The sequence below is a fragment of the Vibrio nomapromontoriensis genome, assembly GCF_050337205.1.
GTDB lineage: Bacteria > Pseudomonadota > Gammaproteobacteria > Enterobacterales > Vibrionaceae > Vibrio > Vibrio nomapromontoriensis.
In genome coordinates this window covers 49830-75387 of the sequence record NZ_JAKJSS010000019.1, presented here as the reverse complement: position 1 = coordinate 75387, position 25558 = coordinate 49830, and the positions used below count along the sequence as shown (strand labels likewise).

Annotated in this window: 20 protein-coding genes; 14 read left to right on the top strand and 6 right to left on the bottom strand. The window is 45.1% G+C overall.

All coding sequences use genetic code 11. From position 1 onward, the window contains the following. Positions 1-32: 32 nt before the first annotated feature. A complete protein-coding gene (gene lpdA / locus L4D05_RS21460) occupies positions 33-1460 on the top strand; it encodes a dihydrolipoyl dehydrogenase (RefSeq protein WP_250617379.1) in 1428 nt (475 codons plus the stop codon). Between the two features lie 118 nt (positions 1461-1578). Here lpdA and L4D05_RS21455 read toward each other — a convergent pair whose 3' ends face one another. Further along, positions 1579-2199 (bottom strand): LuxR/HapR/OpaR family quorum-sensing transcriptional regulator, encoded by a 621-nt coding sequence (locus tag L4D05_RS21455; RefSeq protein ID WP_428753398.1) that lies wholly within the window; start codon positions 2197-2199, stop codon positions 1579-1581. Between the two features lie 518 nt (positions 2200-2717). Here L4D05_RS21455 and hpt point away from each other — a divergent pair. After that, positions 2718-3248, top strand: a complete 531-nt coding sequence (gene hpt / locus L4D05_RS21450; RefSeq protein WP_250617381.1) for a hypoxanthine phosphoribosyltransferase — start codon at positions 2718-2720, stop codon at positions 3246-3248. 88 nt (positions 3249-3336) lie between these two features. On the opposite strand, the gene can is transcribed toward hpt, so the two are convergent. Continuing rightward, positions 3337-3996 (bottom strand): carbonate dehydratase, encoded by a 660-nt coding sequence (gene can, locus L4D05_RS21445; RefSeq protein ID WP_428753397.1) that lies wholly within the window; start codon positions 3994-3996, stop codon positions 3337-3339. 235 nt (positions 3997-4231) lie between these two features. On the opposite strand from can, the gene L4D05_RS21440 reads away from it, so the two are divergent. From L4D05_RS21440 to hldE, 5 genes are all read left to right on the top strand, one after another. Then, positions 4232-5899, top strand: a complete 1668-nt coding sequence (locus L4D05_RS21440) for a SulP family inorganic anion transporter (protein WP_428753396.1) — start codon at positions 4232-4234, stop codon at positions 5897-5899. Positions 5900-6115: 216 nt separating this feature from the next. Then, the gene (locus tag L4D05_RS21435) at positions 6116-7039 is read left to right on the top strand and encodes an ABC transporter ATP-binding protein (protein WP_428753395.1); all 924 of its coding nucleotides are present in this window, start codon (positions 6116-6118) and stop codon (positions 7037-7039) included. Between the two features lies 1 nt (position 7040). After that, the gene (locus L4D05_RS21430; protein WP_265676517.1) at positions 7041-7811 is read left to right on the top strand and encodes an ABC transporter permease; all 771 of its coding nucleotides are present in this window, start codon (positions 7041-7043) and stop codon (positions 7809-7811) included. Between the two features lie 71 nt (positions 7812-7882). Beyond that, positions 7883-10732, top strand: a complete 2850-nt coding sequence (gene glnE / locus L4D05_RS21425) for a bifunctional [glutamate--ammonia ligase]-adenylyl-L-tyrosine phosphorylase/[glutamate--ammonia-ligase] adenylyltransferase (RefSeq protein WP_489686391.1) — start codon at positions 7883-7885, stop codon at positions 10730-10732. Between the two features lie 173 nt (positions 10733-10905). Further along, positions 10906-12336 (top strand): bifunctional D-glycero-beta-D-manno-heptose-7-phosphate kinase/D-glycero-beta-D-manno-heptose 1-phosphate adenylyltransferase HldE, encoded by a 1431-nt coding sequence (gene hldE / locus L4D05_RS21420; RefSeq protein WP_428795235.1) that lies wholly within the window; start codon positions 10906-10908, stop codon positions 12334-12336. A 105-nt stretch (positions 12337-12441) separates the two neighbouring features. Here hldE and tolC read toward each other — a convergent pair whose 3' ends face one another. Next, a complete protein-coding gene (gene tolC, locus L4D05_RS21415) occupies positions 12442-13752 on the bottom strand; it encodes an outer membrane channel protein TolC (RefSeq protein WP_428795234.1) in 1311 nt (436 codons plus the stop codon). Positions 13753-13987: 235 nt separating this feature from the next. Between tolC and nudF the strand changes: the two genes are divergently transcribed. From nudF to parC, 6 genes are all read left to right on the top strand, one after another. Beyond that, positions 13988-14611, top strand: coding sequence for an ADP-ribose diphosphatase (gene nudF, locus L4D05_RS21410; protein WP_428753390.1), 624 nt, complete (start codon positions 13988-13990; stop codon positions 14609-14611). A 2-nt stretch (positions 14612-14613) separates the two neighbouring features. Then, positions 14614-15066 carry a DUF1249 family protein gene (locus L4D05_RS21405; protein ID WP_428753388.1) on the top strand — a complete coding sequence of 151 codons (453 nt, stop codon included), beginning with the start codon at positions 14614-14616 and terminating at the stop codon, positions 15064-15066. A gap of 29 nt (positions 15067-15095) precedes the next feature. After that, entirely contained in the window at positions 15096-15920 is an 825-nt protein-coding gene (cpdA, locus tag L4D05_RS21400) for a 3',5'-cyclic-AMP phosphodiesterase (RefSeq protein WP_428795233.1), read from the top strand. A 21-nt stretch (positions 15921-15941) separates the two neighbouring features. Further along, positions 15942-16529 carry an esterase YqiA gene (yqiA, locus tag L4D05_RS21395; RefSeq protein ID WP_428795232.1) on the top strand — a complete coding sequence of 196 codons (588 nt, stop codon included), beginning with the start codon at positions 15942-15944 and terminating at the stop codon, positions 16527-16529. Between the two features lie 229 nt (positions 16530-16758). Next, the gene (parE, locus tag L4D05_RS21390) at positions 16759-18639 is read left to right on the top strand and encodes a DNA topoisomerase IV subunit B (RefSeq protein WP_250617393.1); all 1881 of its coding nucleotides are present in this window, start codon (positions 16759-16761) and stop codon (positions 18637-18639) included. 5 nt (positions 18640-18644) lie between these two features. Then, positions 18645-20924, top strand: a complete 2280-nt coding sequence (parC, locus tag L4D05_RS21385) for a DNA topoisomerase IV subunit A (RefSeq protein WP_428795231.1) — start codon at positions 18645-18647, stop codon at positions 20922-20924. A 69-nt stretch (positions 20925-20993) separates the two neighbouring features. On the opposite strand, the gene degS is transcribed toward parC, so the two are convergent. From degS to zapG, 3 genes are all read right to left on the bottom strand, one after another. After that, entirely contained in the window at positions 20994-22058 is a 1065-nt protein-coding gene (degS, locus tag L4D05_RS21380) for an outer membrane-stress sensor serine endopeptidase DegS (protein ID WP_428753381.1), read from the bottom strand. Between the two features lie 228 nt (positions 22059-22286). Continuing rightward, complete coding sequence (locus L4D05_RS21375) at positions 22287-23654, bottom strand: Do family serine endopeptidase (protein ID WP_428753420.1); 1368 nt, start codon at positions 23652-23654, stop codon at positions 22287-22289. A gap of 131 nt (positions 23655-23785) precedes the next feature. After that, positions 23786-24241: a Z-ring associated protein ZapG gene (gene zapG / locus L4D05_RS21370; RefSeq protein WP_428753380.1), complete on the bottom strand. Its 456-nt coding sequence runs from the start codon at positions 24239-24241 to the stop codon at positions 23786-23788. A gap of 142 nt (positions 24242-24383) precedes the next feature. Between zapG and zapE the strand changes: the two genes are divergently transcribed. After that, the gene (gene zapE, locus L4D05_RS21365) at positions 24384-25487 is read left to right on the top strand and encodes a cell division protein ZapE (protein WP_428795230.1); all 1104 of its coding nucleotides are present in this window, start codon (positions 24384-24386) and stop codon (positions 25485-25487) included. Positions 25488-25558: the final 71 nt, after the last annotated feature.

The following is a 25558-nucleotide window of genomic DNA, read 5'->3' as shown; positions in this document are numbered from 1 at the left end:
CCTGTTAGGGATAATGACTACAAGAGGTCAAAATGAGCAAAGAAATTAAAGCCCAAGTGGTAGTACTTGGTGCCGGTCCTGCTGGTTACTCCGCTGCATTCCGTTGCGCCGATTTAGGCCTAGAAACGGTTCTAATCGAACGTTATAGCACGCTTGGTGGTGTATGTTTGAATGTGGGTTGTATCCCATCTAAAGCACTACTTCACGTATCTAAAGTTATCGAAGAAGCAAAAGCGCTTGCTGAACACGGTATCGTATTTGGTGAACCGCAAACAGATATCGACAAAATTCGTCTTTGGAAAGAAAAAGTAATCGGTCAGCTTACTGGTGGTCTTGGCGGTATGGCTAAGATGCGTAAAGTGACAGTGGTTAACGGTTTAGGTCAATTTACTGGTCCTAACTCTATCGACGTTGATGGCGAAGATGGTAAAACAACCATTAACTTTGATAACGCGATCGTTGCGGCGGGTTCTCGTCCTATCAAATTGCCATTCATCCCGCATGAAGACCCACGTATTTGGGATTCAACGGATGCACTTGAGCTTAAAGAAGTTCCGGGCAAATTGCTTATCATGGGCGGTGGTATCATTGGTCTGGAAATGGCAACGGTATATCACTCTCTAGGTTCTAAAATTGACGTTGTTGAAATGTTCGATCAACTGATCCCTGCAGCTGATAAAGACATGGTTAAGGTTTACACCAAGCGTATCAAAAACAAGTTTAACTTGATGCTTGAAACCAAAGTGACCGCTGTTGAAGCGAAAGAAGATGGTATCTACGTATCAATGGAAGGCAAAAAAGCACCAGCAGAAGCTGAGCGTTATGATGCTGTTCTTGTTGCGATTGGTCGTGTTCCTAACGGTAAATTGCTTGATGCTGAAAAAGCGGGCATTGAAGTGGATGAGCGCGGATTTATCAATGTTGATAAGCAAATGCGTACTAATGTGCCTCATATCCATGCTATCGGCGATATCGTTGGTCAGCCAATGCTTGCGCATAAAGGTGTGCATGAAGGTCACGTAGCGGCAGAAGTTATCTCTGGTAAGAAGCACTACTTTGACCCGAAAGTGATTCCATCTATTGCCTACACTGAGCCAGAAGTAGCATGGGTAGGTAAGACCGAGAAAGAAGCGAAAGCAGAAGGTCTAAACTACGAAACAGCAAGCTTCCCGTGGGCAGCGTCTGGTCGTGCGATTGCTTCTGATTGTGCTGACGGTATGACTAAGCTGATCTTCGATAAAGACACGCACCGTGTTATCGGTGGTGCTATTGTTGGTACTAACGGTGGTGAACTGCTGGGTGAAATTGGTCTAGCAATTGAGATGGGTTGTGATGCGGAAGATATCGCATTGACGATTCACGCTCACCCAACATTGCATGAATCTGTTGGTCTTGCGGCTGAAGTATTTGAAGGCACAATCACAGACCTTCCAAATGCTAAAGCGAAGAAAAAGAAATAATTAAGATTTCTTAAGAATCTAAAAAACCGCTCAGATGAGCGGTTTTTTTTATGCCTAAACGTTTATGGTGAGACGTTATGTCTGAATCATGCTTAGGCGACGATTGGCCGAGTGAAGCCTAGTGATTCCCTTCATTTTTATAGATACAGACCATATCCATATAGCAATCTGTTAAAGATTTAATACCGTCACTATCGGTATTACGATTAGCTTCAATGAATAGCGAATAACAAATGCCATGGAACAGGCTTGTGAGGTGCTTAGGGTTATGATGCGGGCAAACTTCACCGCGTTCAATCGCCTTGATAAACATGTTCTCAATCAGAGCTTGGCTAGTTTTATTGGAAGAGATAAACAACGGCCATACTTCTTCACGTGTTGATGTGCTCCATTCGAACCACACTTTATTCCAATGACAATCTTCCATCACCATGTCGACTACTTTATCTAAGATGTTCGTCAGGTTTTCTTTAATGTTGATATCAAGATCGATGGTGTTAGATAAGAAGTTAGAGTATTGACAGACGACGTGATTGAGCACTTCATCAACAAGATCTTCTCGGGTTGGGAAGTAATTGAAGACAGTGGCGACAGAGACTTGAGCAATTTCTGCAATATCGGCGTGTCCACCACGGCCAATGCCGCGCTTTGCAAATACTTCTAAGGCTATTTCCATCAGTTGCAGTTTACGCTTCTGAGGCGACAGGCGAGTTCTTGGTCTTTTAACTATTGAGTCCATTTTATGTTCCTTGCCAACGTTGTTTGAGCATATGACGTTAAAAATGCTCAGATTATTGTGCTGAGTCAGTGGCCCCTATGTTGGGATGGTCGATTGACATGAAGTGTGCCTATCATGAAATAACCACTTTTCCATTTTGGAAATATACTGCTTAGCTTTTTCTATTGAGTGATAAGTGTAATGGTGCATATATCACTTGGTCAATGCCCATTCACTGATAATTATGATAATTAGTGCGTATTTACCTGCGCATCACACTTTTATTGAAAGTGTAACAATGTTTCAACAGGTTAAGTTAACAAGAAGGGGGGCTGGTTTAGACCAGTAAGCTTTTTATCGGACTATTTCGGCCGCTATTTTTATCGAAACACAGAAAGTGTTACCATACCGCCACTTTAAGAGTGACTCCTCTGCTTCTAAGTGGGGGGCATTTTATTCTGCTCTTGGGATTAGATTTTACTGAGTTAAAAACGGTTAGAATCGTATTGTTTGAGTAAACCACAATAATCGAGATCGATATGAAACATACTATTGAAGTGATGATTTCCGAGAAAGAAGTGCATGACCGCGTTCAAGTCTTGGGCAAGGAAATTACTGAGCACTATAAAGGCAGCGAAGATTTGGTCATGGTTGGCTTGTTAAGAGGCTCATTTGTATTCATGGCCGACTTAGCACGTGCGATTGATATTACACACTCAGTGGATTTCATGACTGCATCTAGCTACGGCAACACCATGGAAAGCTCTCGTGATGTTCGTATCTTGAAAGATCTTGATGATGACATCAAAGGTAAGGATGTCTTATTGGTTGAAGACATTATTGATACTGGTAACACATTGACGAAAGTGAAAGAGATTTTGTCGCTGCGTGAACCTAAGTCTATCCAGATATGTACGCTATTGGATAAGCCTTCTCGCCGTGAAGTCCCTGTTGATGTTAAGTGGATTGGCTTTGGCATTCCAGATGAGTTTGTGGTCGGTGTAGGTATTGATTACGCACAGAAGTATCGCCACCTGCCTTACATTGGCAAAGTTGTTCCTCAGGAATAATAAAAACGCCCGCTTCTTCTAGTTAAGAGTGGGCGATTTTTATTCTACTGAAGAGGAGGCACTATCATTCGAGTATTTTCAGTATGCTTTACTTCAGTACTCCGCTATTTAAAATTTTTGCCATGGCAGCTTGGTAGTTAACTTCGAGAGATTCACGGCTTGAGCAGCGCACGCCTAGATCTTGCAACTTGCCATCACCAATACCGTAGACCACGCCGTGAATTTCGGTCTCTTGTCCGCGTTCCCAAGCATTTTGCATCACGGTAGAGTTACCCAAGTTGTAGACTTGTTCCGCCACATTGATTTCACAAAGCTTGTCTCCCCACATTTCACGAGGCAGTTCACCAAGCCAGTTTCTGTGCTTTAGGTACAAATCACGGATATGCAGTAGCCAGTTGTTGATAAGACCAAGTTGTGGGTTATCAATCGCGGCATTCACACCACCGCAGCCATAGTGACCACAAACAATGATATGTTTGACTTTCAATACGTCAACCGCGTATTGCACTACAGATAAACAGTTCAGGTCAGTATGAATGACCTGATTAGCAACGTTGCGGTGTACAAACAGTTCGCCAGAATAAAGGCCTGTGAGGCGCTCTGCGGGGACGCGACTATCTGAACAACCGATCCAAAGAAAGCCCGGGTTCTGACCTTCTTCCAGTTTGGCAAAATACGCTGGGCGCTCTGCTTTTATTTGCTCTGACCACTTTGAGTTATTTTCAAAGAGTTGTTTGATTTCTGGCATGGTTATTCCCTTAATTGATTCGAATTACTATACACAATGTTACAATTTGAATCCCGTAAAAATTACGTCAAAAAGCACTCATCTGACGTCTTCATGTCGCTAAAATCAACCACTTATACACAAAGTGACATTTTGTATATGAGATATAACAATTGAATTAACCACTAACACTTCTTCATACACTATTACATTTGCTATCGTACGGCGGTTTTCGAGTGATTGAACAAGGATGGATATGCAGTTAACACATCGTTTTCGTGAAATAAGCCTCAAAGGCGACCTTTTTGGTGGTGTCACTACCGCGATTATCTCCCTTCCTTTAGCGCTAGCATTTGGTGTTGCATCCGGAGCTGGTGCTGAAGCCGGGCTGTGGGGGGCAATCATGGTGGGGTTATTTGCTTCACTATTTGGTGGCTCTTCAACACTCATTTCTGAGCCAACCGGTCCTATGACGGTAATTATGACCGCCGTTCTCACCAGCATGATGGCTAAGTACCCTGAAACCGGGCTCGCCATGACGTTTACCGTGGTGATGATGGCAGGTGCATTTCAGATTCTATTAGGCACGCTTAAACTGGGTAAGTATGTGACGCTAATGCCCTACAGTGTCGTCTCTGGTTTTATGTCTGGAATTGGAGTCATTCTTATTATTCTTCAGTTTGCGCCACTATTGGGGCAGGCAGCACCCGCTGGAGGCGTCATTGGAACGCTGCAAGCCGTGCCTGATATTCTCAGTAATATGGATATCGCTGAGCTTTTCTTAGGTCTATTGACGCTGGCTATTTTGTTTTTATTCCCTAAGTCGTATCAAAAATACGTACCACCGCAACTTGTCGCGTTAGTGGCCGTGACTCTATTGTCGGTGCTGTTTTTTGATATGGACAGCATTCGTCGAATCGGCGAAATTCCCGCAGGGCTGCCAAGCATCGTGTTGCCACATATCAATGCCGATATGCTGACGACGATGGTTATTGATGCGTTGGTGCTCGGCACGCTAGGGTGTATTGATACCTTACTCACCGCTGTCATTGGCGATTCACTGACTAGAAAAGAGCACGATTCCGATAAAGAGTTACGTGGACAAGGGCTCGCGAACTTAGTCGCGGGGCTATTTGGCGCACTACCCGGGGCTGGTGCCACTATGGGAACCGTCACCAATATTCAAGTCGGGGCGCGTTCGCCATTATCTGGGGTGGTTCGAGCATTAGTCTTAGCGCTTGTCGTATTAGTTGCGGGCGGACTAACCGAACCTATCCCAATGGCTGTGCTGGCGGGGATTGCGGTATTCGTTGGTTTTAATATTCTCGATTGGAGTTTTATTCAGCGCGCCCATAAGGTCAGTCTTCAAGGCATGGCTGTTATGTATGGCGTGATGCTATTAACGGTATTTGTCGATCTTATTGTCGCGGTAGGGTTAGGGGTATTCATTTCTAATATCATCATTATTGAACGTTTAAGTCGTGAACAGGCACGTCAAGTTAAGGCGATTAGTGATGCCGATGAGGACGATGTACCACTGACAGCAAATGAACGCCGATTACTTGAACAGGCCAACGGCAAGATTTTGTTCTTTTACCTTTCCGGACCGATGATATTTAGTGTCTCCAAAGCAATATCTAGGCAGCACTCCAGTATCGCCGATTACCAGGCAATGATCTTAGACCTGACCGACGTCCCCATGATTGACGTAACGGTTGGCCTGGCTTTGGAGAATGCCATCAAAGATGCGTTGGATGCGCACTGCCAAGTGTATCTATTGTGTCCGAATGAAAAGACGCAGCAGCAGCTTGAAAAGTTTCACATCCTAGATTTGGTGCCAAACAGTAATATGTACCCATCGCGTGAACAGGCATTAAGCGCGGCTTCAAGTCAGTTAGAAAATGAAACTAACCTAGCGATATAGCGTGAGTGCATGACTGAGCGGATGACATAGAGAAGTAGAATAAATAGTGGCAATTTAATCATGATGTTGCTTTTGCTATTGAAAATAAGCTAAAGCGACATCATGTTGAGTGGTACAGTGTTTGCTGGTGTTATTTATTTTTCGATATAATTGGAATTATCAAATTATAACCATTTGACTACCAATTATCGTGTCTGACCACAATTGGTGCACAACATGTACGCATTAGAGATAGAACAGTTACGTAAAACCTATGCAGGCGGCTTTGAAGCGCTGAAAGGGGTGACTCTGACGGTTGAAAAAGGCGACTTTTACGCCTTGCTTGGCCCAAACGGAGCAGGAAAATCGACCACGATTGGTATCATCACTTCTTTGGTGAATAAAACCTCGGGCAAGGTAAAAGTCTTCGGCCATGACATTGATGAACAGCTGGAATTGGCAAAGCAGCAACTCGGGTTAGTGCCGCAGGAATTCAACTTTAATCCGTTTGAGACCGTGCAACAAATCGTCTTACAGCAAGCAGGGTATTACGGAGTGCCGCGTGATGTGGCAAAGCAGCGTGCCGAAAAGTACCTGACTCAGTTAGATTTATGGGAAAAACGTGAAGAGCGCGCAAGAAATTTATCAGGCGGCATGAAGCGACGTCTGATGATAGCTCGAGCATTAATGCATGAACCTAAGCTGCTTATTCTTGATGAGCCGACTGCGGGTGTCGACATTGAGTTGCGTCGCTCTATGTGGGACTTTCTTAAAGAAATTAATAAACAAGGCATTACGATTATTTTAACGACTCACTACTTAGAAGAAGCAGAGCTGTTGTGTCGTAATATCGGGATCATTCAACGCGGTGAGTTGATTGAAAATACCTCCATGAAGTCATTATTAAATAAGCTTCATGTTGAGACATTTGTGCTAGATATTGAGACTAACCAAACGATCCCAGAGTTGTCGGGTGTGAACTCACAGCAAGTCGTCAATGGCTCTTTGGAAATCGAGTTAGAGAAGACGCAAGGGCTCAATCATGTCTTTGAGCAACTCAGTCGAGCTAATATCAAAGTGTTGTCCATGAGAAACAAAGCCAACCGATTGGAAGAATTGTTTGTGTCTATTGTTCGCCAGCCAAAGCAAGGAGAGCAATAATATGTATTCAATTTATTGGACCGCATTTAAGAGCTTACTCACTAAGGAAATTAACCGTTTCACACGTATATGGGTACAAACACTGGTACCGCCAGCTATCACTATGACCTTGTACTTCATTATTTTTGGTAGCCTGATTGGCTCTCGAATTGGAGAAATGAACGGGTTTAGCTATATGGAATATATTGTTCCAGGCCTGATTATGATGTCGGTAATCACCAACTCTTATTCTAATGTGGCTTCTTCTTTCTTCAGCGCTAAGTTCCAGAAAAACATTGAAGAGTTGTTAGTAGCACCGGTACCTAACTATGTGATAATCGCAGGGTTTGTGATGGGCGGTGTTGTGCGCGGTCTTTTGGTCGGCACTATTGTAACCTTTGTATCCCTGTTTTTTGTCGATCTGCAAGTGCAGCACTGGGGCATTATTATCGCGACGGTATTTTTGACATCGGTGGTGTTTGCTTTAGGCGGTTTGATTAATGCCGTGTTCGCAAAAACCTTTGATGATATCTCTATAATCCCAACGTTTATTTTGACACCGCTCACCTATCTAGGTGGGGTATTTTATTCCATCAGCTTGTTGCCTGAGTTTTGGCAGGGCGTATCAAAAATCAATCCGATTGTTTATATGGTTAACGCCTTCCGCTATGGGTTTTTAGGTGTTTCGGATGTCGGGATTGTGACTTCATTTAGCGTACTATTGGTGTTTATCGTGGTACTTTATGGGGTAGCACATCATCTAGTGACAAAAGGCATAGGCCTGAGAAGCTAGGCGTCAAAGTGACAAGTAAAATGGTGGCATTAGCCACCATTTTTGTTTTTGAGTCGAGACAAGGACGACGAATGCAACTGCCAGCACCATTACAACACCATGCTCAACAGTCTATTGAGCGAATTAAAGAGCGCTATACAGATATTTCTCATTGGACGCCTGTTCGATATGAGCAATTGCAACGGGTATTGTCAGTCAGTGAGTTTGTTGAAGAGGCACTGCTGAAAGACGAGACACTGTTCCAGCAGCTTCCTGAGATGCTCGAACATACCGAACGCGCGGAGTCTTATCGTGACCTCTTACATGCTCATTTATCGGAATGCAGCATAGAAACCGATGGTCACAGGGTATTACGACGGTTTCGTAACCGTGAGATGACCTATATTGCTTGGCGTGACATGGTGGGGGATTGGTCGCTTGAAGAAAGCCTGCATCACTTGTCTATGCTTGCCGAAGCCATGATATTTGAAACCTACAATTGGCAATATCAGGCTTGCTGTCAAGAATGGGGCACGCCTTGTAATGCAGAAGGTGAAGCTCAACCAATGTTGATCATTGGTATGGGTAAACTCGGGGGTGGCGAGCTGAATTTTTCTTCAGATATCGACCTGATTTTCACTTATCCAGAGAATGGTGAAACACAGGGCGCGAGACGCTCTATTGCCAATGCGCAGTTTTTTACTCGTTTAGGGCAGCGCATTATTAAAGCGCTTGATCAGCAAACTTTTGATGGATTTTGCTATCGCGTTGACATGAGACTTCGACCATTTGGTGAAAGTGGACCATTAGTGATGAGCTATGCGGCACTTGAGGATTATTATCAAGAGCAAGGTCGTGATTGGGAACGCTATGCCATGATCAAAGCGCGAGTCATGGGGCGGGAGATGTACCCAGAGTACCAGGAACTACGTCAGATGTTGCGCCCGTTTGTTTTCCGCCGTTATATCGATTTTAGTGCGATTCAGTCTCTGCGCCGGATGAAATCGATGATCAGCAGTGAAGTGAGGCGCCGTGGCCTGGCGAACAATATCAAACTTGGTCCCGGTGGAATTCGAGAAGTGGAATTTATTGCCCAAGTTTTCCAGCTGATTCGTGGTGGACGCGAACCGAGTTTACGAGGCCGAGGTTTACTTGAAACGCTTGATGCCATTGAAACTCTTAAACTGCTAGAACGAAGAGAAGTGACGCACTTGCGAGAGGCGTACTGCTTTTTACGCCGCCAAGAAAATTTGCTGCAAGCGATGGGCGATAAGCAGACCCAAACGCTGCCTGAAAAGGAAGATGATCAGATCAAATTGGCTTATGTGATGGGGTTTGATTCTTGGGAGTTGATGTTAGAGGCAACCTCGCAGCATATGCTTAACGTGCATTGCGTGTTTGGTGACTTGATTGGCGAAGATGATGATGAAGAGCCCAACCCAATACAAAAACACTTCCATGAGTTATGGGACATGGCTCATGATGCTGAAGTAGTTGAGCATATCCTTGAGCATGACTTGAACGTTGCAGAAGCAGAGCAGAAGCAAACGATCATCTGCCAGTTTAAAAAAGATCTAGCCAAAAAGACGTTGGGGCCGCGTGGTCGAGAGGTACTAAACCGCCTTATGCCAAAAGTGTTCAATGCGATTTATGCTCATAAGGACGCGGAATTTGGTTTGTCTCGAGTGTTGTATGTGTTGCACCGCATTGTGACCAGAACAACGTACCTTGAGTTGCTCGATGAGCACCCAGCTGCATTGGTCCAGCTGGTGCGGTTATGTACCGCCAGTCCAATGATTTCCGAGCAGTTAGGTCGTTATCCGATCTTGCTGGATGAGCTGTTAGATCCTTCCCACCTTTATAACCCAGTGCCATTAGAGTCGTATAAAACAGAGTTGCGCGACTACCTTGCCCGTATTCCAGAAGAGGATATGGAGCAGCAAATGGAAGCGCTGCGTCAGTTTAAGCAAACCTGTATTTTACGTATTGCCGCGGCAGACATTGCGGGTGTGTTACCTGTAATGAAGGTGAGTGATCACTTAACGTATTTGGCTGAAGCGATCGTTGAAGCCGGTGTGAATCAAGCTTGGCAGCAAATGGCAGAGAAGTTTGGTGAACCGACGCACATCAAAGATCGTGGCAGTAAAGGTTTTGCTGTGATTGGCTACGGTAAAGTGGGCGGCTGGGAGCTAGGCTATAATTCGGATCTGGATATTGTCTTTATGCATGACTGCCCGGTTAATGTATACACCGATGGAAAAAAAGAGCTGGATGGTCGCCAGTTTTACCTACGTTTAGCGCAGCGCATCATTCATATTTTTTCAACGCGTACCGCGTCAGGAATATTATATGAAGTGGATACGCGACTGCGCCCTTCAGGCGTGTCTGGTTTGCTGGTCAGCCCGACCGATGCTTTTGATGAGTATCAACACAATGATGCATGGACATGGGAGCATCAAGCTTTAGTCCGGACTCGCTTGATTTATGGCGATGCTGATTTGCAGCAGGCATTCAATAACACTCGAGTTGATGTGTTAACGAAAGCACGAGAAGAATCGGAACTGAAACCCAAAGTCGTTGAGATGCGTGAAAAGATGCGAACGCATCTTGGGGGAAAGAAAGCGGGACGGTTTATGCTCAAGCAAGATCCTGGCGGGATCACCGATATCGAGTTTTTAGCTCAGTACTTAGTACTGCGTTTTAGTCATGATAAACCTAAACTCACTCGTTGGTCGGACAATGTCCGCATCTTTGAAACCATGCTCAAACAAGGGGTGATGGAAGAAGAGCAGGCAATGACGCTGATTCGTGCCTACACGACGCTGCGAGATGAAATTCATCATCGTAACCTGCTAAATTTGGATGCGGATGTTGCAGAAGACAAGCTTATTGCCGAGCGTGAAGCGGTGATTCAAGCTTGGAAGCAATGGATGATCTCGTAACGCGAATTTGGTGTCGGTAGTAGGAGTTGTGCTACTATCTTTTCAAAGCTTTAACCTGCGCTTGTTCGGGCTATCGGTTGCAAATCGAGCTTGGCAACTGCGGCAGGGGTGATGCATACAAAACAATTTAACGTGGTGAGGCAACTCATCGCGGTCGTTATTTGGAGTAAGAAATGAAACCCATCCTACCTGATTACAGCGATTCAGGCGTACTGATTGTTGGTGATGTTATGTTGGACAGATACTGGTATGGCCCAACCGGGCGTATATCTCCTGAAGCTCCAGTACCTGTTGTTAAAGTAGAAAACAATGAAGAACGTCCCGGTGGCGCTGCAAACGTAGCGATGAACATCGCCTCTTTAGGTGGCCACGCCCACACTATTGGCTTAGTCGGGCAAGATGAACCAGCGAAAGTATTAACTGATACGCTGACTTCTCTGAAGGTAAAGTGTGACTTTGTAGAGTTAGAGAACTACCCAACGATTACTAAGCTGCGTGTACTTAGCCGTGGGCAACAATTGATTCGTTTAGACTTTGAAGACAAGTTTGAAAATACCGATCCTGAGTTAGTGCTGACAAGAATGCAGAATGCGTTGCCTAATGTAAAAGCGGTGGTGCTGTCTGATTATGCTAAAGGGGCGTTAGAACACGTTCAAGCCTACATTCAACAAGCTAAGTCAGCAGGTGTACCCGTCTTTATCGACCCTAAAGGTGCGGATTTTGAACGCTACCGTGGTGCGACATTACTGACGCCAAATATGCTTGAATTTGAAACGGTGGTAGGCAAAGTCAAAAACGAAGAAGAGCTGGTAGAAAAAGGCTGTGCGTTAATTGAAGAGTTTGACTTTGAAGCGCTACTTGTCACGCGCAGTGAGCATGGTATGACGTTACTTCGCCGTGGTGAAGCACCATTCCACCTACCTACTCAAGCGAAAGAAGTTTTTGATGTGACGGGTGCTGGCGATACGGTTATTTCGGTATTAGCTGCCTCTGTTGCTGCCGGTAAGCCGCTAGATGAAGCGTGTGCGTTAGCTAATGCTGCGGCAGGTGTCGTAGTGGGTAAACTTGGTACATCAACACTTTCTACTATTGAGTTAGCAGAAGCGGTACACGGTAGTCAGGATACGGACTATGGCGTGATCAGTGAATCAGCTTTGATTGAAGCGGTGAAAAAAGCGCGCTCAAAAGGCGAGAAAGTCGTCATGACAAATGGCTGTTTCGACATTCTTCATGCCGGCCACGTGTCTTATTTGAACCACGCAGCCGAACTGGGTGACCGATTGATCGTCGCGGTGAATACCGATGAATCAGTGCGAGCACTGAAAGGCCCTGGCCGTCCTGTTAACCCAACGGATCGTCGTATGGCCGTTCTTGCAGGATTAGGTGCGGTAGATTGGGTTGTTCCGTTCTCGGAAGAAACACCGCAGCGTTTAATCGCAGAAGTATTGCCGAGTTTATTGGTTAAAGGCGGCGATTATAAGCCTGAAGAGATCGCTGGCGGAACTGAAGTGATTGCTGCTGGCGGCGAAGTTAAAGTGCTTAACTTTGAAGATGGCTGCTCAACGACGGAAATTATTGAAGCGATCAAGGGTGGTCAGGGTTAATCCCTTTCTATAGCACGAGAAAACGCAGTAATTAAAAAGGGACGCCATGGCGTCCCTTTTGTTTTTCAACTGATTTGTTTTTCAACCGATTTATTTTTCAATAAATTAGTTTGTTCGCTTAAGGCCAGCGTTGATATCAATAATATCTTGTTCGCTTAACGTACCGACGGATTGGCGTAGGTTCAAGATGCTGACGATGTAATCGTAACGAGCATCAGAGAGGTTACGACCAGCGTCGAACACAGATTGCGTTGCTTCTAGTACATCGACAATAGTACGAGTACCCACATCAAAACCGGCTTTGGTTGCTTCTAGTGCTGATTGCGCAGAAATAACCGTTTGCTCGTAAGCGCGGATAGCACCAATGGACGAGTTAATGTTGTTATTGTTAGCGCGAACATTTTTCACAACAGAGCGGTAAGTTTGCTCTAGCTGCTCACTTGCTGCCACATAAGCGTACTCTGCTTGTTTAGTTTGTGACGTAATGTTGCCACCACTATATAGAGGCACAGACAAGTTGATACCAGCGTTGAAGCTGTTAGTACTACCTGCTCTTGATGTTACGGTATCATTTCTTTCGTTACCGTAGTTATAACCACCATCAAGCGTTAGCTTAGGAAGGTGACCAGAGCTTGCTAGTGTAATGTTGTCTTTCGCAATGTCTTGTCCGATACGAGCCGATAGCAAATCAAGGTTTTTGCTTTGCGCTTCTTCAATGAAGAAATCAACCGAATTGGTCGGGCGCTGAGCAGAGAAACGATCCGTATCTAGCTCATCGATATTAGTGTGCTCTTGTCCGGTGATTTCACGTAGACCTTCGTACTTATTTAATAAGTCGTTTTCAGCCACGACTTCATCAGCCAACACTCGGTCATATTGCGCTTGCGCATCATGAACATCGGTAATCGCGGAAAGACCTACTTCAAAACGTTGCTTGGTTTGCTCTAATTGACGAGCCACAGCCGCTTTGTTCGCTTTTACAAACTCTAGGCTGTCTTTAGAACGTAACACTTCAAAATACGCTTGAGCGGTGCGCAGGATTAAGTTTTGCTGTGCGGAAGCGTACAGTGAATCTGATTGGCGAGCATTCTTTTCCGCCGTATCGAGTGTGAGCCAGCTAGAGCGATTGTATAACTCTTGAGAAAAGCCAATTCCAGCACTAGCTTTATCGCTGTCTGCAAAATCATCGTCACTTCGGTTTACATTATAACCAGCAGTGAGGTTAATTTGTGGTAGTAAGGTGCTTCGAGCAGAGTTGATGGCTTCAAATGCACGATCTCGTTCAGCAGCTGAACGCAGTAGTTGAGGATCGTTCTGTTTAGCTTGATCATAGACTTCGGTTAAAGAGTCGGCCCATGTCGCTGCACTTACGCTTCCTAATGCAGCTGTGATGAATAGTGGAAGCAGTTTTTTCATTTGTCCTAATCCTGCCTGAATACTGAATAAGAGGTATGATTCACAGTTTAACTTAAAACGAGCGTAATTCACTCGAAACTTTGCAAATTTTTACGCTAGAGCCTGCAAAAATGCGACAATAAATTAACCAAAACCCAATGTTTTTTGAATTATTGCGTAAAAAGTTGAAGCTGGTCGTTGGTAGTTGTGCGATTCGTTGAGTAAACTGTAAGATTCATTTTTATTGGGGTTTGTCATGGAACATTCACAACAGCCATTGCCTAAATATACATCACATGATGTCGAAATAATCTCTAAACAAACGGTGTTTAAAGGTTTTTTTGAAATGGTGTTGTATCGATTTAAGCATCGTCTTTTCGACGGCGGTTGGAGCCCTGACATTCAGAGAGAAATGTTAGTTCGTGGCGGAGCTGCTGCGCTATTGCCTTATGATGCAAAGCGAGATGAAGTGGTGCTTATCGAACAGATTCGAGTCGGGGCACTTGAGCATAAGTCGCCTTGGCAGACGGAGATTATTGCTGGAATTGTTGATAAACAAGAATCTGTTGAAGAACTTGTACAGCGAGAAGCGGTCGAAGAAGCAGGTGTTGAGGTAAATAAGCTCACCCGAATTACCGCTTACTATCCATCATCAGGTGGATGTTCAGAGAAAATTGAAGTCTTTGTGGGTCAGGTAGATGCCTCAACAGCGAGTGGTGTTCATGGACTAAAAAGCGAAGGCGAAGACATTCGCGTCAAGGTTGTTTCACGACAAAAGGCGTATCAAATGATAGCCAGTGGTGAAATTGAGAACGGTGCATCTATTATTGCGCTGCAATGGCTTGAGCTGAATTATCGTCAGCTACAGCAAGAGTGGTAAAAATGGCAACAACACGTCAAATCGAAGGTAAAGCGTATCATGTTGATCTTGCAGAACTCATGCGAGTCTATGAGACCAATTACGCCAAGTTAAATCGATTGATCCCAACGACACCACAGGTTGGAGATGTGCGTTGCTATCAGGCAGGTTCATTAACGTATCAAATCGTGATTGTAGAAGTGACCAAGTACACAACATTGGTCGAAATTTGCCAAGATGATGAGCTTCCTGTTTTCCCTTTGCCTAAAATGGTGGTGAGGCTCTACCATGACGCAAAAGTTGCCGAAGTTTGTCATTGTGAACAAACCGCTAGAGTCAAAGCACGGTATGATTACCCCAATACTAAAATGCTTCAAAAGGATGAAAAGTTTCAGTTTAATCAGTTTCTTAGTGATTGGCTGACATTTTGTCTGAAAAATGGAATTAGTCGAGCTCCGATCATGTATCGAAGTTAAACAATAGTAGATATTCAGGTCTTATTATTTTGAAAACAACACCCAGTGGTGAATCTCAGTCTAGTGCCGTCAGGTTACTGCAATTGACCGACACGCATCTATTTGCGCCTCAGGATGGCTGCTTACTGAGTGTGAACACCCACGATAGCTTTAAAGCTGTCGTGTCTGAAGTGTGCCAGCAAGGCACACACTTTGATGCATTATTGGCAACGGGCGATATCTCTCAAGATCATACTGAGTCTTCTTATCGAAAGTTTGTTGACGGGATTATGCCGCTTAACCTTCCTTGTTTTTGGTTGCCGGGCAATCACGATTTTAAACCAAGTATGAACAGTGTATTGGACTCACCTCTGATACAAACCGCAACGCATACATTGCTGGGCGAGCATTGGCAAATTGTGTTGCTGGATTCTCAAGTCGTGGGCGTACCCCATGGGCGATTAAGCGACAGCCAACTCGAGTATTTGGATAATAAACTCAGTGAGCACCATGACCGACATACTTTGGTGTTGCTCCATCATCACCCAATATTGGTGAACAGTGCTTGGCTCGATCAGCATTCATTAAAGGACTCACAAGAGTTTTGGGATATTGCTGATAAACATGACAATGTGCGTGCTGTGCTATGTGGTCATATTCATCAAGAGCTTGATTTGATGCACCGTGGTGTAAGAGTATTAGCAACGCCGTCGACGTGTGTTCAGTTTAAGCCCAACTCCAATGAATTCTCTCTGGATACCCTGTCGCCAGGGTGGCGAGAGTTGGAGCTCTTTAATGATGGTCAGCTAGATACCATCGTCAAACGTTTACCACATGGAGCGTTTCGTCCTGACTTTAATGCTGAAGGTTACTAACTTTAATACTGAGGGTTACTAATGAATAAAAAGCCGTCGTTATTGCTCTATATTCATGGTTTTAACAGCTCACCTCAATCACACAAAGCGCAAGTCATGCAGCAGTTTTGTCAGGCGCATCGTCCTGATATTACGGTGGTGGCTCCGCAAATGCCGAGTTTCCCTAAACAAGCAGCAGCGTATTTGGTTGATGTTATACAGCGCTATGAAAAGACGCATCGAATTGGCTTAATCGGTAGCTCTTTAGGTGGCTACCTATCGACGTGGTTAAATGCGCAGTATGGTTTTAAAGCCGTGTTGATTAATCCAGCGGTTAAACCTTATGAGTTGCTGGTGGACTTTCTTGGCGAGCAAGAAAACCCTTATACTCATGAGCAATACACATTAGAATCTTGTCATATCAACGAACTAAAAGAGTTGGACGTGGCGACCCTTCGCTCGCCTAGCGATTTTTGGTTGTTGCAACAAGAGGAAGATGAGGTACTTGATTACCGCCAAGCGGTCGCTAAGTATTCGAATTCAAAGCAAACAGTGGAAGCGGGTGGCGATCATAGCTTTGTTAATTTTGAGCGTTATCCACAACAGATTATCCACTTCTTAGAGTTGTAGCGTTTTCACTAAATAGCGTGTAGCTGAGGAGGGAGTCATAAATTTCCCCCCAACTTTGGTGCGAAACTTGACAACACTTCCTTTGAGCCAGACTATGATGTGTCTGTACTTACGCGTGTGCCTTAAGACTTGTTGGTTACGAGTCAAATGAAGGCTGATGGTGCAATGCATCATCGACAATCTTTTTGCTGCTAAGTATCAATCTTTATTTGAGTAAAATTTCCGTATTATGACAGAACAATATAATGCTGGAGCCATTGAGGTTCTCAATGGTCTTGAGCCAGTACGTCGCCGACCAGGGATGTATACGGATACAGCGCGTCCAAACCATTTGGGCCAAGAAGTTATCGATAACAGTGTCGATGAAGCGCTAGCCGGACATGCCTCGAAAGTGCAAGTAATTCTTCACGCCGATCAATCCCTAGAAGTGATTGATGATGGGCGAGGTATGCCTGTAGATATTCACCCAGAAGAAAAAGTCTCGGGTGTTGAACTGATTTTTTGCAAGCTGCATGCTGGTGGTAAGTTTTCCAATAAAAACTACCAATTCTCTGGTGGCCTGCACGGGGTGGGTATCTCCGTGGTCAATGCGTTATCGAAACGTGTTGAAGTCACCGTTCGCCGTGATGGTCAAGTCTATGAAATGGCGTTTGAGAACGGCAATAAGGTTGAAGAGCTGACAGTAACGGGTACTTGTGGGCGTCGTAACAAAGGGACCAGTGTTCACTTCTGGCCAGATACGAGCTACTTTGATTCCGCAAACTTCTCCGTTACTCGCTTAGTGAATAACCTGCGAGCTAAAGCCGTGTTATGTCCTGGGTTGGAAATCACATTCAGCGACAAAGTGAACGGAAAAGATCATAAATGGCATTACGAAGATGGTCTGAAAGATTACCTTGCTGAAGGTGTGAAAGGCTATACCGTTTTACCAGAAGTCCCTTTTACTGGTGAGTTTTCTGCAGAGACAGAAGCGGCGACTTGGGCGCTAATTTGGCAGCCTGAAGGCGGCGAAATGATCACCGAAAGCTATGTTAACTTGATTCCTACCGCTCAAGGTGGCACGCATGTTAATGGCTTACGTCAGGGGCTTCTTGATGCCATGCGTGAGTTTTGTGAGTTCCGAAACTTGCTGCCGCGTGGTGTTAAGTTAACGGGCGATGATGTGTTTGATCGCTGCTCTTATGTCTTGTCCGTGAAAATGCAAGATCCTCAGTTTGCCGGGCAAACGAAAGAACGCTTATCGTCACGTCAGTGCGCTGCCTTTGTTTCTGGCGTTGTGAAAGATGCCTTTAGTCTGTGGTTGAATGAAAAGCCCCAGCTGGCAGAGCAACTGGCTGAAGTATGTATTGCCAACGCCCATCGACGTATGCGTGCGAGTAAAAAAGTCGTGCGTAAGAAGGTCGCATCAGGACCTGCTCTACCTGGTAAATTGACCGATTGTTCACAGCAAGATCTGAACCGCACAGAAATCTTCTTCGTGGAAGGGGACTCTGCTGGTGGCTCTGCGAAACAAGCTCGAGATCGTGAATTCCAAGCGGTGATGCCACTGCGAGGTAAAATTCTGAATACTTGGGAAGTGTCAACGGACCAAGTATTAGCCTCTCAAGAAGTGCACGATATCTCTGTTGCGCTAGGGATTGATCCTGACAATGATGATTTGAGTGCTCTGCGCTACGGTAAAGTGTGTATTCTTGCTGATGCGGACTCGGATGGGCTGCATATTGCGACCTTACTGTGTGCATTATTTACTAAGCATTTCAGAGGGCTAGTCTCGGCGGGGCACGTTTATGTTGCCATGCCACCACTTTATCGAATCGATTGTGGTAAAGAAGTCTTTTATGCCCTAGATGATGACGAAAAAGATGGCATTTTAGAGCGATTGAGTAAAAAGAAAGCGAAGATCAACGTACAGCGATTTAAAGGTCTGGGTGAAATGAACCCATTACAACTTCGCGAAACCACGATGGATCCGAATACTCGTCGCTTGGTGCAACTGACCATTGATGATGACAGTGCGACCGATGAAATGATGGATATGTTGCTAGGTAAAAAACGAGCGGATGACCGTCGTAGCTGGCTACAAAGTAACGGCGACATGGCCGAGGTATAACGATAATGTCGACTGAAATGTCTTTTGATGGCGTTGAACAGCTGCCAATGCGCAAGTTCACCGAAGATGCCTATTTAAATTACTCAATGTACGTGATCATGGATCGTGCATTGCCTTATATTGGTGACGGCCTTAAGCCGGTACAGCGTCGTATTATTTACGCCATGTCGGAGCTAGGTTTATCATCAGCTGCTAAATATAAGAAATCTGCTCGTACCGTTGGTGATGTACTGGGTAAGTACCACCCACACGGTGATTCTGCGTGTTATGAAGCAATGGTATTGATGGCACAGCCGTTTTCTTATCGCTACCCGTTAGTGGACGGTCAAGGAAACTGGGGTGCGCCTGATGATCCTAAATCGTTTGCTGCGATGCGTTATACCGAAGCGAAATTGTCTAAGTTTGCTGAAGTGTTACTTAGTGAAGTGGGTCTAGGCACGGTTGAGTGGCAACCAAACTTTGACGGCACGATGAAAGAGCCGAAGATCCTTCCGGCACGATTACCTCATATCTTGCTAAATGGTATTACGGGTATTGCGGTTGGTATGGCGACGGATATTCCTCCTCATAACGTCCGTGAGGTTGCGGATGCCACCGTGCACCTGATTGATAATCCAAAGGCGGAATTGTCGGATGTCATGGCGTATGTCAAAGGGCCCGATTACCCAACAGAAGCGGAAATTATTTCCCCGCAGACGGACTTAGAAAAGATCTATCGTACTGGACGCGGTAGTGTGAAAATGCGCGCAGTTTGGCATAAAGAAGGCGCAGATATTGTTATCACAGCGCTACCTCATCAGGTCTCTGGTGCCAAGTTGCTAGAGCAGATTGCCAACCAGATGCGTGCGAAAAAGCTGCCTATGGTGGACGATCTTCGTGATGAATCGGATCATGAAAACCCGACTCGCATTGTGATCGTGCCACGATCTAATCGTATTGATTGCGATCAGTTGATGAATCACTTGTTTGCGTCGACAGATCTTGAGAAGAACTTCCGCGTTAACCTCAACATGATCGGTTTGAACAATCGTCCACAGGTGAAAGGTCTCGTCACCATTTTATCTGAGTGGATTGCTTACCGTCGTGAAACGGTTCGTAAACGCTTACAGTATCGTCTTGATAAGATATTGGCTCGCTTGCACATATTGGAAGGTTTGTTGATCGCATACCTTAATCTTGATGAAGTGATTGAGATTATTCGTACTGAAGATGAACCTAAAGCGGTCCTAATGGCACGTTTTGGTATCACCGATATTCAAGCCGACGCAATCTTAGATACCAAGCTTCGCCACCTTGCAAAGCTAGAAGAAATGAAGATTCGCGGTGAGCAAGATGAGCTTGAAAAAGAGCGTCAAAAGCTAGAAAGCTTATTGGGCTCTGAGCGTCGCATGAATACCTTGCTGAAAAAAGAGATTCAAGCTGATGCGGAGAAATACGGTGATGATCGTCGCTCTCCATTAGTTGAGCGAGCTGAAGCGAAAGCGATGACAGAGCGTGATCTTGTTCCTAGTGAGCCGATCACCGTGGTTCTATCTGAGAAGGGTTGGATTCGTCATGCGAAAGGTCATGATGTTGATCCATCAGGGCTAAACTATAAGTCTGGTGATAACTACCTTGCGGCCGCGCGCGGCAAAAGTAGTCAACCAGCGGTATTCTTAGGAAACGATGGGCGCAGTTATTCACTTGAATCGCATTCATTGCCTTCTGCACGAAGCCAAGGTGAACCGATTACCGGGCGTCTCAATATCAATGCTGGCACGAGTATTCGCCAAGTCATTATGGGCGAAGAGTCGCAGTTGTGGTTGATTGGCTCAGATGCGGGTTATGGTTTTGTTTGTAAAGGTTCAGACCTTCTGTCGAAGAACCGAAGCGGTAAAGCTCTAGTGACTCTACCGCAGGCTGCGGAAGTGATGACGCCAAGTATGGTTGGCGACTTAGATTCCGATGAAATCATGGCGATTACCAATCAGGGACGAATGTTGTTGTTCCCGATAAAAGACTTGCCACAATTAGGCAAAGGTAAGGGTAACAAGATCATTAATATCCCATCGGCTAAGGCTAAGTCGAGAGAAGAGTTTGTGTCTCACCTGATGGCGTTACCTCAAGGTGCTTCAGTGACGCTTTATGCTGGTAAGCGTAAGTTGGGTCTCAAGCCTGCAGATTTGGAAAACTTTAGAGGTGAACGTGGTCGTCGTGGTGGACTTCTACCAAGAGGTTTACAGCGTGTCACTCGAATCGATGTAGAGGGCTCTGTGTCATTCGATAGTGAAACGGTCGACGAATAATTTGCTTGTCTCGCTACAAATAAAAATGCCGCTGAGAAATCAGCGGCATTTTTTTATCGGTTATGAGGTCTATTCGCGACTATCTTCAGCAACGGTCACAGGTAGTGTCATCTCTTTACCGTCTCTCAATAAGGTAACGTCGACAGTGGTTCCTGGTCTTAAGTCTGTGACGAGGTCTAATACGCCCTGTCTACCATTTAACTTCTTACCGTTAATCGTCAGGATAATGTCTTGAACTTCAATGCCGCCTTTCGCAGCAGGCCCTTGTGGGTCTAGTCCGAGAACAATGATGCCACCAATGTGCTCATTGCCTAATAGGCGAGCAGTGACGGAATTGATATCTTGCCCATCAATGCCGATATAGCCGCGAATCACTCGACCATCAGCAATAATTTTTTCCATTATCTTACTGGCAAGCTTATACGGGATAGCGAAGGAAATGCCATAGGTTTCTAAGTCAGTAGCTTGTTGGAAGGAAGCGGTATTAATGCCGACGAGCTCACCTTGGGTATTGACTAATGCGCCACCAGAGTTTCCTTGGTTAATGGCCGCATCGGTTTGAATGAAGGCTTGAATACCTCCAGCACTAATAGAAGAACGACCTGTGGCTGAAATGATGCCAAACGTTGTGGTTTGTCCCAGGTTATAAGGGTTGCCAATTGCCAAAACCACATCACCGACTTTAGGGCTGTAGCTTGGGTTGAGAGGAATAACCGGGAGATCTGAGCCTTCTACACGTAATATGGCGATATCAGTGCGCTGATCTTTACCCACCAGTTGCGCAGCGGCAACACGACCATCTTGCAGTGCGACAATGATTTGATCGGCATTGGCGACAACATGGTAGTTGGTAATGATATAGCCTTTTTCGCTCACGATGACACCAGAGCCTAAGCCTTGCGTAGACAGTGTTGTGCGGTCACTTTCTTTATATTGCCGGCTATAGATGTTAACGACGGCTGGTGCCGCTTTACGTACCGCTTGATTAAAAGAGACTTGCAATGAAGCATCTTGCGTCGGCGTTGCGTCAAACTGCTCTGAGATGATCGTAGGTCTTAGTGACGGAACGGCAATTAAGACTAACAGCGCCGTAACTAGCCCCATTGATACAGATCGTAGTAAAAAGTTCAGCATTGCTCTCTCTAATGGGTACCGAAGTTGGTGGTCAATTGGACAAAATAACAATCACTGAAGCTAGCATAGTCGGGAATTGGTCGATAACGAAGCGAATTAACCATGGAACTCAATGCTTTTGTGAGCAACAGCTTGCGAGCAAAGCATATCACCTTGTGAGCAAATAATAAAAAAGGGCAGTCACGTTCGGCTGCCCTTTCACTAAGAATTTACACAATTTGTGCGGTTCTAGCGTACCACGAGGTAAATAGTACGCTCGCCTCGCTGAATGTTCAGCGCTAAAATACCGGGCTTTTCTTCTAGTATCTTACGAAACTCGCCAACATTTTTCACTCGCTGGCGATTGACACCAATGATGATGTCATTGGCTTGCAGATCATACTGAGCAGCCGGTGAGTTTTCGCTGACAGAAGTGACTTTCACACCCGCGACGTTATCGCCTTTTTCAGTATTGGCAAATTCAGCACCAGTCAATCCTTCGTGTAATTTGTCGGCTTTCGTGACACTTTTCGCGCCTTCCGTCAATGTGACATCCACAGACATGGCTTTTCCATCACGAACTAATCCTAGTGTAATGGTTTTACCAGCACCTAAAGTCGCCACTTTTGCTCTTAACTCGCTGAAGGTGGTAATGCTTTTATCATTGACCGAAACAATTATATCACCGGCCTTAAGTCCGCCTTTTTCCGCCGCGCTATCTGGCATGACTTGGCTAACAAAGGCACCTTTACTTGAGTCATAGCCCAGCGCCTCTGCCAGTTCGGAGGTGACTTCACCACCTTGTACCCCCAACATGCCTCGTTTCACTTCACCAAACTCAATAATTTGCTCGGTTAGGTTATTCATCATATTGGACGGGATAGCAAAACCAATACCCACATTGCCACCATTAGGGCCTAAAATCGCCGTATTGATACCAATGAGTTCACCTTTTAGGTTAACCAGTGCGCCACCTGAGTTACCGCTATTGATTGCCGCATCGGTTTGAATGAAGTTTTCAAAATTTTCTAAATTCAGACCGCTGCGCCCTAGAGCTGAGACAATGCCGGACGTGACGGTTTGCCCTAGGCCAAATGGGTTACCAATGGCGACGGTAAAATCACCAACACGAAGCGCGTCGGAATCGGCAAGCTTTATCTCGGTTAGATTTTTTACGTCATCAAGCTTGAGTAAGGCGACGTCTGACATTTCATCACCGCCAACGAGTTCCGCATCGTATTCGCGGCCATCTTGCAATTTTACACGTATTTCTTCCGCGCCATTGATGACGTGATAGTTAGTAACGATGTAGCCCTTTTTGGCGTTAATAACAACACCTGAACCCAAACCGCGGAAAGGTCGTTCTTGCAGTTGTTCTGTTGGAAAGTCAGGGCCGAAGAAGAATTTGAATTGTTCTGGGTATTGCTGTTTAGAGACCTGAGTGCCTTCAACGGCAATACTGACAACCGCAGGTGTCACAGTTTCTAGCATCGGGGCAAGGCTAGGAAGTTGCTCTCCGTTGACCGCAAGGGGTAGTGCAGCAGAGACTGACATGGGTGTGATGATGGCACTCAAGCTTAACGACAGAACAGTTAAGGCAAGCATTGGCTTCTTCATCATAAAACTCCTCTAAGGTTTAGTAAAAGTTATGACTAGATGATTTGGATAAAGTTCACTCGAAATGGAAAGGTGATATCAGATTCACTCAATAGGTAGAGTGAATCTGTTGTACTGTATTGGTAGGGAATTTAAGAGGCTTTTGCCGTCACCGGTTCGCTGGCGACAAGCTCTGGTGATTCGATGACTTGTTTTTGTTCTTCTCTTAATAACCCGGTCGCGCCATTTGCGTAGTCTTTCGGTTGTTCATCAAGATCTGAATGTACGGGGGATTCTACGTTGTGCTCCGCGACTTTTTTAACAAATGGATTGTCTTGCTCAGGCAGGTTTGGCAACAGCTCAGCAGAGGTTTTTGCCATGTGCTGATAGAGCTTGGTGTAATCTTTGCCAAGTGTATCTAACATTTCTGCGCTTTGGGCAAAATGGTCAGATAGCTCTTGGCGTTGCTGTTCTAAGGCGAACTTTGCAGATTCGAGATCTTTTTGTATGGTTTTTTGTTTTTTGTACTGTGGGGTAGTGAGGCGAGAAATCACAATTCCTAAAATAGCGCCCACAAGCAGACCGACAACGGCGTAAATCCAAGGCATAGCAGCTTCCTTAATTATTGTTTATTAACATGTGCGTTACCTGATGGTTACACACGTTGTTCTGTCATGTTACTATGAGAGTTCTTACCAATAAAGCAAAATACGCCATTTATGGTTGTTGGATCTGTGCTGCGAGTTATCCATGACGCCGATAGAAAAGTATAATAATGATATTGAAACAAATGGTTTTCAGCGCGATGCCGCTCAGCATCAGGCGGTGGAAGCATTAGACCGCCTTCATCATGAGTTCATTGATTACTTGAACTTTGAAGCGCCAGCGCTGACGATGATGCAAAAATTATTAGGCAAGTCACCAGAAGAAGCGACTGCGCCGCAAGGGCTATACTTTTGGGGAGGGGTTGGGCGAGGGAAAACCTACCTGATGGATGCGTTCTTCGATAGCCTGCCTTCTGACAAAAAAATGCGCGTTCACTTCCATCGCTTTATGTACCGAGTTCATGATGAGCTGAAGAAATTAGGAGACATTGAGGATCCGCTAGAGAGCGTGGCGGAGATTTTTCATGCTGAAACCAACATTATCTGTTTCGATGAGTTTTATGTCTCTGACATTACCGACGCAATGATTTTGTCTTCTTTAATGCAGGCGCTATTTAATAGAGGCGTCGTGTTAGTCGCGACATCAAATATTCCTCCTGAAAATTTATATCGTAATGGTCTGCAGCGTGCGCGGTTTTTGCCTACGATCGCCTTGATTCAAAAACATTGCCACATATTGAATGTTGATAGCGGTATCGACTATCGGCTGAGAACGTTAGAGCAGGCCGAAATTTATCATTATCCGTTGGATCATTCGGCGAATGAAAATCTTCGTCGCTACTTTAAGCAATTGGTCGTGGAAACACGACAGCCAGACACCTCAATTGATATTAATCATCGCGATATTCCTGTTATCGCGTCGGTAGATGATGTCTTGTTCGCGACTTTTGAACAATTGTGTCAAACCATGCGCAGCCAAAATGACTATATAGAGATGTCTCGGCTTTATCACACCGTATTACTGGCGGATGTGAAACAGATGGACAGTAAGCTTGATGATGCTGCGAGACGGTTTATTGCGTTGGTCGATGAATTTTATGAGCGCCGTGTGAAATTGATTATTTCGGCGGAAGTGGAATTAGAGGCAATTTATACAACAGGGCAGCTAGAGTTTGAGTTTAAACGTTGTATTTCTCGCCTAACAGAAATGCAAAGTCATGATTATTTAGCCTCTGAGCACTTGGCGTAAGGGTTTTTACCTATTTTGTCTAAAAAATAGGTGATTTTTTCCTCTAGCTTCTCTATAATCCTGCGACCTAC

Bases quoted from the DNA above. Each gene is read 5' to 3' on its own strand.
- degS (WP_428753381.1), bottom strand. From the start codon at position 22,058: ATGCTGAACTTTTTACTACGATCTGTATCAATGGGGCTAGTTACGGCG.
- yqiA (WP_428795232.1), top strand. From the start codon at position 15,942: ATGAATAAAAAGCCGTCGTTATTGCTCTATATTCATGGTTTTAACAGC.
- L4D05_RS21440 (WP_428753396.1), top strand. From the start codon at position 4,232: ATGCAGTTAACACATCGTTTTCGTGAAATAAGCCTCAAAGGCGACCTT.
- L4D05_RS21430 (WP_265676517.1), top strand. From the start codon at position 7,041: ATGTATTCAATTTATTGGACCGCATTTAAGAGCTTACTCACTAAGGAA.
- nudF (WP_428753390.1), top strand. From the start codon at position 13,988: ATGGAACATTCACAACAGCCATTGCCTAAATATACATCACATGATGTC.
- can (WP_428753397.1), bottom strand. From the start codon at position 3,996: ATGCCAGAAATCAAACAACTCTTTGAAAATAACTCAAAGTGGTCAGAG.
- parC (WP_428795231.1), top strand. From the start codon at position 18,645: ATGTCGACTGAAATGTCTTTTGATGGCGTTGAACAGCTGCCAATGCGC.
- L4D05_RS21435 (WP_428753395.1), top strand. From the start codon at position 6,116: ATGTACGCATTAGAGATAGAACAGTTACGTAAAACCTATGCAGGCGGC.
- parE (WP_250617393.1), top strand. From the start codon at position 16,759: ATGACAGAACAATATAATGCTGGAGCCATTGAGGTTCTCAATGGTCTT.
- hldE (WP_428795235.1), top strand. From the start codon at position 10,906: ATGAAACCCATCCTACCTGATTACAGCGATTCAGGCGTACTGATTGTT.
- L4D05_RS21405 (WP_428753388.1), top strand. From the start codon at position 14,614: ATGGCAACAACACGTCAAATCGAAGGTAAAGCGTATCATGTTGATCTT.
- L4D05_RS21375 (WP_428753420.1), bottom strand. From the start codon at position 23,654: ATGAAGAAGCCAATGCTTGCCTTAACTGTTCTGTCGTTAAGCTTGAGT.
- zapG (WP_428753380.1), bottom strand. From the start codon at position 24,241: ATGCCTTGGATTTACGCCGTTGTCGGTCTGCTTGTGGGCGCTATTTTA.
- glnE (WP_489686391.1), top strand. From the start codon at position 7,883: ATGCAACTGCCAGCACCATTACAACACCATGCTCAACAGTCTATTGAG.
- tolC (WP_428795234.1), bottom strand. From the start codon at position 13,752: ATGAAAAAACTGCTTCCACTATTCATCACAGCTGCATTAGGAAGCGTA.
- L4D05_RS21455 (WP_428753398.1), bottom strand. From the start codon at position 2,199: ATGGACTCAATAGTTAAAAGACCAAGAACTCGCCTGTCGCCTCAGAAG.
- zapE (WP_428795230.1), top strand. From the start codon at position 24,384: ATGACGCCGATAGAAAAGTATAATAATGATATTGAAACAAATGGTTTT.
- lpdA (WP_250617379.1), top strand. From the start codon at position 33: ATGAGCAAAGAAATTAAAGCCCAAGTGGTAGTACTTGGTGCCGGTCCT.
- hpt (WP_250617381.1), top strand. From the start codon at position 2,718: ATGAAACATACTATTGAAGTGATGATTTCCGAGAAAGAAGTGCATGAC.